We start from the raw sequence: 12,873 nt of genomic DNA, 5'->3' as shown, positions 1-12,873 counted from the left end.
CGATTCCACGCGGGCGGCGAGCGCGGCGACCTGCGAGGCCTCGAACAGCACGCGCACCGGGATCTGGGTGTCCAGCGCCGCGCCGAGGCGCGCCGCCACCTGAGTGGCGACCAGCGAGTTGCCGCCGAGGGCGAAGAAATCGTCGTCCAGGCCGACCCGCTCCACGCCGAGCACCTCGGCGAAGGTCGTGGCCACGATCTCCTGCACCGGCGTCGCCGGGGCGCGGAACACCGTGGCCGCGAAGGTCGGTTCGGGCAGCGCCTTGCGATCCAGCTTGCCGGACGGGTTCAGCGGGAACTCGTCGAGTTCCACGTAGGCCGTCGGCACCATGTACGCGGGCAACTGCCGGCCGAGCACACCCTTGATCTCGTCCACGTCGACCGCGCGGTCCGGGTCGGCGACCAGGTAGGCGACCAGCTGGTCACCGGTGCGCTCGTCGGCACGCACCAGCACCACCGCCTGCGCGACGGATTCCAGTGCGGTGAGCGCGTTCTCGATCTCGCCGAGCTCGATCCGCAGACCACGCAGCTTCACCTGGAAGTCGGTGCGGCCCAGGTACTCCAGCTCACCGTCGGCGGTCCAGGAGACCAGATCGCCGGTGCGGTACATGCGCTCGGCGGTGCCGAACGGATTCGCGATGAACCGCTCGGTGGTCAGGTCCGGGCGGGCCACATAGCCGTGCGCCAACTGCGCGCCGGCCAGGTACAGCTCGCCGGGTACGCCGACCGGGACCGGCCGCAGGCGCGAATCCAGCACGTACACCTGGGTGTTGAACACCGGTGCGCCGATCGGCACCGAGCTGGTGTCGGCCTCGGTCACCTCGTGGAAGGTGACGTCGACCGCGGCCTCGGTCGGGCCGTACAGGTTGTGCAGGCGGGCACCGGTGAGCGCGCGCAGGCGCTGTGCGGTCACCGCGGGCAACGCCTCACCGGAGGCGAAAACGTTACGCAGGCTGACGCATTCGGCCGCACGCTCCTCGGCGACGAACACCGCGAGCATCGACGGCACGAAATGCGCCGTGGTGACCCGCTCCTCGATGATCAGGCGGGCCAGGTAGGCGGGATCGCGATGGCCGTCCGGCTTGGCGACCACCAGCCGCGCGCCGACCTGCAAGGGCCAGAAGAACTCCCACACCGACACGTCGAAGGTGGCAGGCGTCTTCTGCAGCACCACGTCGTAGGCGGCGAGGCCGTATTCGGCGTGCATCCAGACCAGGCGGTTGACGATCGCCGCGTGCGAGACCGCGACGCCCTTGGGCCGGCCGGTCGAACCCGACGTGAAGATCACGTAGGCGGTGTTGGCCGGGCGCAGCGGCTTGTGCCGGTCCGCGTCGGTCAGCGGCGCGTCCGAGAACTCGGACAGGTCCAGCTGATCGATGCGCACCTGCCGGGACACCGAGGTGGCCAGGTCGGTGCCGGAGGTCAGCACGCACACCGGGCGCGCCGTCTCCAGGATGTAGTCGGTGCGCTCGGCCGGGTGATCCGGATCGAGCGGCACGTACGCACCGCCCGCCGCGTTCACCGCGTACATGCCGACGACGAGATCGATGGACCGGCGCATGCCAAGGGCCACATACGATTCCGGGCCGACACCGTTCTGCTTGAGCCAGCGCGCCAAACGGTGCACCCGGCTCGCGAACTCGGCGTAGGACAGACTTGTCCCCTCGAAGGTGACCGCGTCTGCTTCCGGCGCCCGCGCGACCTGGGCCTCGAACAGCGAGACCAGCGTCGCGGCGGCGTCGCCGACCGGCGAGGTCAGCGCCGCGTCCACCGGGAATTCGGTGTCGTTCCACCGCTCGACCACCAGCGCGCGCTCGGCCGCGTCCAGCAGCTCGATATCGCCCACCGCCGCGGTCGGTTCGGCCGCGACACCGCCGAGTACCCGCAGGAAGCGCTCGGCGAAGGTCTTCGCGAACACACCGTCGAAAAGGTCTGCGGCGTAGAGGAGTTCGGCGTCCATCGCCGCCTCGCCGCCCTGGACCTCGCTCAGCGTCAGCTGCAGGTCGAACTTCGCGGTCGGCTGGTCGATGCCCAGTTCGGACACGGTGAGGCCGGGCAGCTCCAGCGACGCGCGCCCCAGATTCTGGAACGACAGCATCACCTGGAACAGCGGATGCCGCGCCTGCGAACGGGCCGGGTTGAGCACCTCGACCAGCCGCTCGAACGGCACGTCCGCGTGTGCGAAGGCCTGCAGGTCGCGCTCGCGCACCTGCGCCAGCAAGTCGGCGAAGGGCGCGTCGGTGTCCACCTGCGCGCGCAGCACCAGGGTGTTGACGAACATGCCGACCAGGTCGTCGAGCGCCTGCTCGCCACGACCGGCCACCGGGATGCCGATGGCGATGTCGTCGGAACCGGAGAGGCGGGCCAGCAGCGCCGCGAATGCGCTGTGCACCACCATGAACAGCGTGGTGCCGTGCTCGTGCGCGACCCGGTTCAGCTCATCGATCAGCGCGCCGGGCACCCGGAAGCGGTGCGTCCCGGCCTGATACGACGCGACCGCGGGACGCGGTCGTCCGGCCAGCCGCAGTTCGTCGGGCAGCCCGGCCAGCGCGCCGCGCCAGTAGTCGAGCTGTTCGGAGATCAGCGAGGTCGGGTCGTCCTCGGAGCCGAGTGTTTCCCGTTGCCACAGCGCGAAATCCACGTACTGGACTGCGAGCGGCGGCCAGCCCGGCTCCGACGCCGAGGTGCGCGCCACGTAGGCGGTCATCAGATCGCGGACCAGCGGCCGCATCGAGAAACCGTCCGCGGCAATGTGATGCACTACCACGACGAGCACGTAGTCCGCCGTGTTGGCGCCCTGCTCACCACGGTCCTGGGTGCCGGAGGCGAGCTGGTAGGCCCGCAGCCGCACCGGCGGCTCGGCGGTCACGTCGAAGCCGCGCTCGACGAATTCGTACATGGCGCCGAGCAATTGGCCCTCGGCGACCGGGAAGACCTCGAGGTCCGGGATCGCCCGGGTCGCGGGCAGCACCCGCTGATAGGCGACACCGTCCTGGGACGGGTAGATGGTGCGCAGCGATTCGTGCCGCGCGACCACATCGGCGATCGCACCGCGCAACGCGTCCAGATCCAGCGCGCCCTCCAGCCGCACCGCGGCCGGGATGTTGTTGGCGGCCGAGTCCGCGTCGAAGCGGTTGAGGAACCACATCCGCTGCTGGGCCAGCGACAGCGGCGGGAACTCGGGCCGCACCTGGGCCGTCAGCGCCTGCCGGGCACCGCTGCCCGCACGCGATTCGACCCGCGCGGCCAGCGCGGCCACGGTCGGCGCCTCGAACAGCGCGCGCACCCCGACCTCGGTGTCCAGCGCCGCGCTCAGCCGCGCGACCACCTGGGTGGCGACCAGCGAGTTGCCGCCGAGTTCGAAGAAATCGTCGTCCACGCCGACCCGCGGCACGCCGAGCAGCTCGGCGAAGACCTCCGCCACGATCTCCTCGATCGGGGTGGCGGGGGCGCGGAACTGCTTGGCCTCGAACACCGGCGCGGGCAGCAGCTTGCGATCGAGCTTGCCGCTGGCGTTCACGGGGAACGTATCGAGCACCACGATCGCGGCAGGCACCATGTAGCCGGGCAGCAGCCCGCCCAGCGCCACCTTGATGGCGTCGGTGTCGAGCACCGTATCCGCCGCGGCGACAACGTAACCCACCAGCTGGTCGCCGGCGTGCGCGTCGGCGCGCACCACCACGACCGACTGGGCGACGCCGGGCTGGGCCAGCAGCGCGGCCTCGATGTCGCCGAGCTCGATGCGCAGACCGCGCAGCTTCACCTGGAAGTCGGTGCGGCCCAGGTATTCCAGCTCGCCGTCGGCGGTCCAGGTGACCAGGTCGCCGGTGCGGTACATGCGCGCGCCCGCGGTGCCGTACGGGTTGGCCACGAACCGATCCGAGGTCAGGTCCGGGCGGCCGAGGTAGCCCACCGCGAGCTGATCGCCCGCGAGATAGAGCTCACCCGCGACACCCGGTGCGACCGGATGCAACCGGGCGTCGAGCACGAACACCCGGGTGTTCCACACCGGGCGCCCGATCGGGACGGAAACCGTATCCGCTTGCGTCACTTCGTGATACGTGACGTCGACGGCGGCCTCGGTGGGACCGTAGAGGTTGTGCAGGCGCGCGCCGGTCAGCTCGCGCAGCCGCGCCGCGGTCGGCGCGGGCAGCGCCTCGCCGGAGGCGAACACCTGCCGCAGCCGCGACGAGGGGTAGCCGTCCGCGTCGCCGCTCTCGTTGCCGAGGGTGGACACGAACACCGACAGCATCGACGGCACGAAGTGCGCCGTGCTGATGCCCTGCTCGGCGATGATCTGCGCGAGATACACCGGATCGCGGTGGCCGTCCGGCTTCGCGACGACCAGGCGCGCACCGGTCTGCAACGGCCAGAAGAACTCCCAGACCGAGACGTCGAAGGTAGCGGGCGTCTTCTGCAGCACCGCGTCGTCGGGACCGATCGGGTACTCGTGCTGCATCCACAGCAGCCGGTTGACGATCGCGGCGTGACTGACCGCCACGCCCTTCGGACGACCGGTCGAACCCGAAGTGAAGATCACATACGCGGTGTTCTCCGGCCGCAGCGCGCGGGTGCGTTCCGCGTCGGTGATCGGCGCGCCGCTCGACGCGGCCATGCCGGGCACGCCCTCGATGCCCTCGATCGCGATGACCGGGACCTCGCGCTGCAGGTCGATGCCGAAGCCGTCGGCGGAGCGGTACAGGATCATCCGCGGCCGCGCGGTGTCCACGATGTGGTTGATCCGGTCGGCGGGCTGGTCCGGATCGAGCGGCACGTACGCCGCACCCGTCTGCAGCACCGCGTACATCGCGACGACCAGTTCGTTGGAGCGCCGGATCGACAGTGCGACAAGCGATTCCGGTCCGACACCGGCCTTGATCAGCTGGCGCGCGATCCGGTTGGCCCGCACCTGCAATTCGCGATAGGTGAGCCGTTCCTCGTCGAAGACCAGGGCCACCGCGTCCGGCGTCGCCGCCGCCTGCGCGTCGAACAGCGAGACCAGCGTCTCGGCGGGCACCGGCTGGGCGGTGTCGTTCCAATCGACGAGCACCCGCGCGTGTTCCTCGGGCGCGAGCAGGTCGATATCGCCGATGGCGACCTGCGGGTCCGCGGTGACGGCGGCGAGCACGCGGTCCAGTCGGCGTGCGAACGCGGCGACCGTCGCCTCGTCGAAAAGGTCGAGGGCATAGGAGAACTCGGCCGACATACCGGCCGCTTCGCCGAGTTCGTTCGTGGTCTCCTGCAGCGTGAGCTGCAGGTCGAACTTGGCGAGACGGGCGTCGTAGTCGATGCCGTTGACCGAGAGACCGGGCAGCTCCAGGCTGGCCTGCCGGGTGTTCTGGAAGGTCAGCATCACCTGGAACAGCGGGTGCCGGGCCTGCGAACGCGCCGGGTTGAGCACCTCGACCAGCCGCTCGAACGGCACGTCGGCATGCGCGAAGGCATGCAGATCGGTCTCGCGGGCGTGCGCGAGCAGATCCGCGAAGCTCGCCGCGCCGTGCACCTGGGTGCGCAGCACGAGCGTGTTGACGAACATGCCGATCAGGTCGTCCAGCGCGGCCTCGCCGCGGCCCGCCACCGGCGTGCCGATGGCGATGTCGCCGGTACCACTGGCCCGGGCCAGCAGCACGGCCAGCGCGCTGTGCATGACCATGAACAACGAGGCGTTGTGCCTGCGCCCCAGATCGACCAGCGCACGCTGGGTCTCGCCGGAGATCACGAACGGGTAGGTGCCGCCGCGATAGGAGGCGGCCGCCGGGCGCGGCCGATCCGAAGGCAGCACCAATTCGTCCGGCAGATCCGCGAGTTCACGCGTCCAGTACCGAATCTGGTTGGCGATCAACGAACTCGGGTCGTCCTCGGAACCGAGCACCTCGCGCTGCCACAGCGCGTAGTCCGCGTACTGCACGGGCAGCGCCGACCAGGCCGGGGCCTCCCACGAGGTGCGCGCCGCGTAGGCCACCATGACGTCGCGGGCCAGCGGGCCCATCGACCAGCCGTCGGCGGAGATGTGGTGCACCACCATGCCGAGCACGTACTCGGACTCGCTGATCTCGAAAAGCCTTGCGTGCAAAGGCACTTCGTTGGTCACGTCGAAGGCCATGGAGGCCAGCTCGACCAGGTGGTCGATCAGGTTGTGCTCGGTGACCGGCACCGGGGTCAGGTCGGGCACGATCTGCGCCGCGTCCAGCACCACCTGCACCGGCCCGGTCTTGGTCTCCGGGAACACGGTGCGCAGCGACTCGTGCCGGTCGATCACGTCGATGACCGCGACCTGCAGCGCGGCCACATCGAGATCACCGGAGAGCCGGATGGCGACCGGGATGTTGTTGACCGCCGACTCGGTGTCGAACCGGTTGAGGAACCACATCCGCTGCTGTGCCAGCGACAGCGGCACCTCCTCCGGCCGCACCCGGGCGACCAGTGCCTTGCGCGCGCCGTCACCGGCGTGCGACTCCACCCGGGCCGCGAGCGCGGCAACGGTGGAGGCCTCGAACAGCATGCGCACCGGCACCCTGGTGTCGAGCGCGATGCCGAGGCGGGAAGCGACCTGGGTGGCGATCAGCGAGTTGCCGCCCAGCTCGAAGAAGTCGTCGTCGACGCCGACCCGGTTGATGCCGAGCACCTCGCCGAAGATCTGCGCGACGATCTCTTCGATCGGTGTGGTCGGCGCACGGAATTCGCGCACCTCGAAGACCGGGGCGGGCAACGCCTTGCGGTCGAGCTTGCCGGAGGGGTTGAGCGGCAACGCTTCCAGCACCACGATCGCCGACGGCACCATGTAGGCGGGCAGCGTGCGATGCAGCGCGTTCTTGATGTTGTCGATATCGACCGGGCCCGCGGGCGTCACCACGTAGGCGACCAGCTGATCGCCCGCGACGGTGTCCAGCACGAGCACGACCGCCTGGCCGACGGCCGGGTGGTCGAGCAGCGCGGCCTCGATCTCGCCGAGTTCGATGCGCTGCCCGCGGAACTTCACCTGGAAGTCGGTGCGGCCGATGTACTCCAGCACGCCGGCGGCGCCGACCTCCGGGTCCCGCGGCTCGACCCAGCGGACCAGGTCGCCGGTGCGGTACAGGCGCGCACCGGGCGGACCGAAGGGGTCCGCGACGAAGCGTTCCGCGCTCAGGTCGGGGCGGCCGTGGTAGCCGCGCGCCACCTGCGCACCCCCGAGGTACAGCTCGCCGGGCACGCCGACGGGCACCGGCGCCAAGCCGGCGTCGAGCACATAGGCCTGGGCGTTCCACACCGGGCGGCCGATCGGCACCGAAGCCGGAGCCACCTCGTTGAGATGCCAGGCGGTGGCGTGCACGGTGAACTCGGTGGGGCCGTACAGGTTGTGCATCGCGGCGGTGGAGAACTGCCGGAACGCGGCGACCGTGGCCGGGGGCAGGGCTTCACCGGCGACGAGAACCGCACGCAGCGAAGCGCATTCGGCGGTCGAGGCGGCCCCGGCGAACACCGAGAGCATCGACGGCACGAACGAGGTCATGGTCACCCGGTGGCGGCCGATGATCTCGGAGAGGTACATCGGGTCGCGGTGGCCGTCCGGCGCGGCGATGAGCATCCGGGCGCCGACGGCGAGCGTGCCGAACAGCTCCCACACCGACACGTCGAAGGTGACCGGGGTCTTCTGCAGGATCACATCGCCGGGGCCGATGCGGTATTCGCCGGTGATCCAGGCGATCTGGTTGAGCACGCTGGCATGGCTCACCGCCACGCCCTTGGGCCGGCCGGTGGAGCCGGAGGTGTAGAGCACGTACGCGGCATTGGTCGGACGCAGCGGGGCGCGGCGCTCCGCGTCGGTGATCGGCGCGTCACTGAACTCGCTCAGATCCAAGGTGTCCAGCGCGAGCACCGGGCAGTCCTCGGCGCGGACGTCGTCGGACAGGGTGGTCAGCACGCACACCGGCGCCGAGTTGGCCAGCACGTACTCGGTGCGCTCAGCCGGATGATCGGGGTCGATCGGCACGTAGCCGCCGCCGGCGGTCATGGTGGCGTAGATGGCGATCAGCATGTCCACCGAACGGCGGATGCCGACCGCGACCAACGACTCCGGGCCGACGCCCTCGGCGATCAGCTTGCGCGCCAAGCGATTCACGCGCGCCGAGAACTCGGCATAGGAAAGCTCGACCTGCGGGCCGAACTCGCCCGCGCTGCGGGTGCCGCCGTCGAACACGACGGCGATGTCGCGCGGCCGCTGCCGCACCTGCCCCTGGAACAGATCGAGCACGGTGGCCGCGGGCAGTTCGTGCGCGGTCCGGTTCCAGTCGGTGAGCACGGTCGCGCGCTCGGCGTCGTCGAGGATCTCGATATCGCGCACCGCGGTGTGCGGTGCGGCGACCGCGGCCTCGAGCACCCGCAGATAGCGGCGGCCGAACTCGGTGACCGTGGCGGCATCGAACAGATCGGTGGCAAAGGACACCACGGCCGCCATGCCCGCGGGTTCGCCGTTCGCGCCACGCTCTTCGGTGACGGTCCACTGCAGGTCGAACTTGGCGATGTCGACCTCGAGCTCGTCGGCGGTGACCGAGAGTCCGGGCAGTTCCAGGGTCGCGTGCGACATCTCCTGGAACGAGAGCATCACCTGGAACAGCGGGTGGCGCGCCTGCGAGCGGGTCGGGTTGAGCACCTCGACCAGCCGCTCGAACGGCACATCCGCGAAAGCGAAAGCGGCCAAGTCGGTTTCGCGCGTGCGGCCGAGGAACTCGGTGAACGGCTCGGCGCCGTCGACCTCCGAACGCAGCACGAGGGTGTTGACGAACATGCCGATCAGATCATCGAGCGCTTGCTCGCCGCGCCCGGCGACCGGGGTGCCGATCGCGATGTCGGTGGTGCCCGACAACCGGGCCAGCAGCACCGCCAGCGAGGCGTGCATGACCATGAACAGGCTGACGCCCTGCGCCCGTGCCAACGCCGAAAGACGCTGATGCAGTTCGGCATCGATCTGGAAGCCGACCCGGCCACCGCTGAAGCTCTGCACCGGCGGCCGGGGACGGTCGGTCGGCAGGTCCAGCTGATCCGGCAGTCCGGCCAAAGCCCTTCGCCAGTAAGCGATTTCGCGCGAAGCCATGGATCCGGGATCGGATTCGGCGCCGAGCAGCTCGCGCTGCCAGACGCTGAAGTCCTGGTACTGCACCGGCAGCGGCGCCCAACTCGGCGCCTGTCCGGCCGAACGCGCCAGATAGGCGGCGGCGATATCGCGCGCGAGCGGACCGAACGAGAAACCGTCGGCGGCGATGTGGTGCACCACGAAGGCGACCGCGTAATCCGCGGCCCCGTTCTCGCGACCGCCGGTCACCGCGTACACCCGCACCCGGATCGGCAGCTCGCGCGAGACGTCGAAGCCGGTGGCGGCGAATCCGGTGAGCGCACCGTGCAATTCGGCTTCGTCGATCGGCTCGATCGCGATGCCGAGATCGACCTGGTCGACCGGCAGCACCTGCTGGTAGCCGCCGTCGCCGGACTCGGGGAAGATCGTGCGCAGCGACTGCTGGCGGTCCAGCACGTCGGTCAGCGCGGCGTGCAGCGCGTCCAGATCGACCTGGCCGCGCAACCGGACCACGAACGGCAGGTTGTAGGCCGGCACGGTCGAGTCGAACTGGTTGATGAACCACATCCGCTGCTGCGCCAGCGACAGCGGCACCCGGTCGGGCAGCTGCTGCGCGACCAGCGGCGGGCGCGCCCCCTCGGCGGGGGACGCGTTCTCCATGCGCAGCGCGATACCGGCGACGGTCGGGGTCTCGAACAGGGCGCGCACCCCGAGCTGGGTGCCGAACGCCGCGCCGATCCGCGACACCACCTGGGTCGCGACCAGCGAGTTGCCGCCCAGGTCGAAGAAGTTGTCGTCGATGCCGATGCGCTCCTGGCTGAGCACGTCGGCGAAGATGCCCGCGACGATCTGCTCGGCCTGGGTGCGCGGGGCCCGGAAGTCGGCAGCGTCGGCGCTGAACACCGGCTCCGGCAACGCTTTACGGTCCAGCTTGCCGCTGGTGTTGAGCGGGAAGGCGTCCAGCACCATGATCGAGGCGGGCACCATGTAACTGGGCAGCTTCTCGCCCGCGAACCGGGTGAGCTCGACCGGATCGATCGAATGTCCCGGCGCGGGAACGACATACGCGACCAGCTGCTGACCGGTGGCGGTGTCCATCACCAGCACGACGGCCTGGCTGACCGCGGGATGCGCGAGCAGATCGGTCTCGATCTCGCCGAGTTCGATGCGCTGGCCGCGGAACTTCACCTGGAAGTCGGTGCGGCCGATGTATTCCAGCGTGCCCGCGTCGTTCCAGCGCACCAGGTCACCGGTGCGGTACATGCGCTCACCGGTGGCCGAGAACGGGTTGGCGACGAAGCGGTCCGAGGTCAGGTCCGGGCGGCCGCGATACCCGCGCGCGAGCTGACGCCCGCCCAGGTACAGCTCGCCCGGCGCTCCGATGGCGGCCGGGCGCAGCCGCGAATCCAGCACGTAGACAGCGACATTCCACTCCGGGATGCCGATCGGCACGGTCACCGTGTCGGCGGCGGTCGCCTCCCAGTAGGTGACCGAAACCGCGGCCTCGGTCGGGCCGTACAGGTTGTGCAGCCCGGCGCGGGTGATCGCGCGGAAACCCGCGGCGGTTTCCGGCGGCAGCGCCTCGCCGATCACGAAAACCGCGCGCAGCGTGGCGCATTGCGCGGCGGTCGCGTGCGCGACGAACACGGTGAGCATGGACGGCACGAAGTCGGTCACGGTGACGCCGTGCCGCTCGATCATGTCCGCGACGTAAAGCGGATCACGATGCCCGTCCGGGCTCGCGATCACCAGCTTCGCGCCGACCAGCAGGGGCAGGAAGTACCCCCACAGCGACACGTCGAAGGTGGTGGCGGTCTTCTGCAGGTACACGTCGTCCGCGGTCAGCCGGTACTCGTCGAGCATCCACAGCTGCTGGTTGACGATCGCGTGATGGGTGACCGCGACGCCCTTCGGACGACCGGTCGAGCCCGAGGTGTAGATGACGTAGGCGGTGTTGCCGGGCCGCAGCGGGGCGAGCCGCTCCGCGTCGGTGATCGGCGCGGCCGAATACGCCGACACATCGAGGGTGTCGATCGGCACCTGCCGCACCGACTCCGGTAACTCGAGCTCGTCGGCGGTCAGCGTCAGCACACAGACCGGTGCCGCGCTGTCGAGGATGTAGGCGGTGCGATCGGCCGGATGATCCGGATCGATCGGCACGTACGCGCCACCGGCCTTCAGCACCGCGTGCATGCCGACGACCAGCTCCAGCGAGCGGCGCATACCCAGTGCGACAAGGGATTCCGGGCCGACGCCGTCGGCGATCAGGAAGCGCGCCAAACGGTTGACCCGCGCGTCGAACTCGGCGTAGGTCAGAGTGGCGCCCTCGAAATCGAGCGCGATGTTGTCCGGAGCCACCGGCATCTGTGCGTCGAGCAGCGCGGCCAGCGTGGTGTCGGGCACCTGTTGCTCGGCGTCGTTCCACTCGACGAGGGTCAGCTGCCGCTCGTCGTCGGTGGTCGACACCAGCGACCAGACCGGGGTGTCGGCCGCAGCGGCGAGGAACCGCTCGAAGAACTCGAGGAACCGCGAATGATGGCGGCGCGCTTCGGCTTCGGTGTAGAGGTTCGGGTTGGTCTCGAAGTCGATCCGCGCGCGGGCGCCCGCCTCGGACTGGTAGAAGTTGACGCCGAGATCCTCGATGCTGCCGGTGGACAGCACACTCATGGTGCCGACCATCGAGCCCATCCGGATCTGGTCCTGGAACAGCATGATGTTGACCCACGGACCGAAGAATTCCGTGGTCACCACGCCATCGCCCGCCGAATCACGGCGAATGTCCTCGTGCCGGTACCGCTGGTGGCGCAGCGTGCCCGCCACCGTCACGGCCACCTGCTGCAGCAGGTCGGCGACGGTGGTGTCGTAGCCGACCCGCAGGCGCAGCGGCACGATGTTGGACGACACACCACCGGAACGCCGCATCGCGGCGGTGGTGCGCGCGGTCACCGGCAGGCTCAGGATGACGTCCTCGGAGCCGGTCCACTGCGCGAGATAGGTGGCGAAACCGGCGAGCAACAGGCCTGCGGGCATCGAGTCATGGCGTGCCGCAGCGGCTTCGAACAGCGCGGTCTGCTCGTCCGAGAGCAGCGCGCTGGCGATGCCGTTGATCGCCGCGGGTTCGGCCGAGCGGCCGACCAGGCTGGTGCCTTCCTCCAGGCCCTTGACCTTCTCGGCCCAGTACTCCTTGTCCGAGACGAACCGGGTGCTGTCCCGGTACGCCATTTCCTGGTCGTAGAGCGTGCGCAGATCGGTGGCCTTGGCCGGCTTGATCTCCTCGCCGTTCACCATCGCCGTGTAGACCTCGGCGATGCGGTTCACGTTGGTCATGGCGGCGAAGCCGTCGAGCGAAATGTGGTGCGCGCGCAGGTACCAGTACCAGTGGTCGTCGGCCAGTTGCAGGCCGGCGATGCGCATCAACCGGTCCTCGGTGAGGTTCACCGGGCGGCTGTACTCGGCCCGCATCCACGCCATCGCGGCGGCGGCCGGATCTTCCTCGTCCCGCAGATCTACGTAGTAGACCTTGTCGTGGTCGGGAATGCTGTGGTCGACCCACTGGTACGGCTGACCGTCACGTTCGACGATGCGCAGGAAGCCGGACTCCAGCTCGGTCGAGGCGATGATCAGCGCTTCGCGCAACACCTCCAGATCGAGCACGCCGTGCAGATCGACGTACTGGGCGATGTTGATCGGCACCTGCGGGTCGACGTGCTGGGCATACCAGATACCCAGCTGCGCCGGGGACAGCGGGAAGTACTCGGCCGAACCAGCCTGGACCCGTTCGCCACCAGCTTCGCCGTTTCCGCCGAAATCCTGCCGGTCCAA

1 protein-coding gene (running past one end of the window) is annotated in these 12,873 nt (G+C 69.8%); it reads right to left on the bottom strand.

Annotated elements, in window-relative coordinates; genetic code table 11:
• Window positions 1-12,873, bottom strand: partial view of a non-ribosomal peptide synthase/polyketide synthase gene (locus TY25_RS17455; protein ID WP_042257582.1) — the beginning only. Its footprint begins 30,906 nt before the window's first position; the window shows 12,873 of its 43,779 coding nt (coding positions 1-12,873); its start codon is at window positions 12,871-12,873; its stop codon lies off the left edge, out of view.

The sequence above is a fragment of the Nocardia brasiliensis NBRC 14402 genome (genome assembly GCF_000308475.2).
In the GTDB taxonomy this organism is placed as follows: domain Bacteria; phylum Actinomycetota; class Actinomycetes; order Mycobacteriales; family Mycobacteriaceae; genus Nocardia; species Nocardia brasiliensis.
This window is presented reverse-complemented; position numbering and strand designations above follow the sequence as displayed.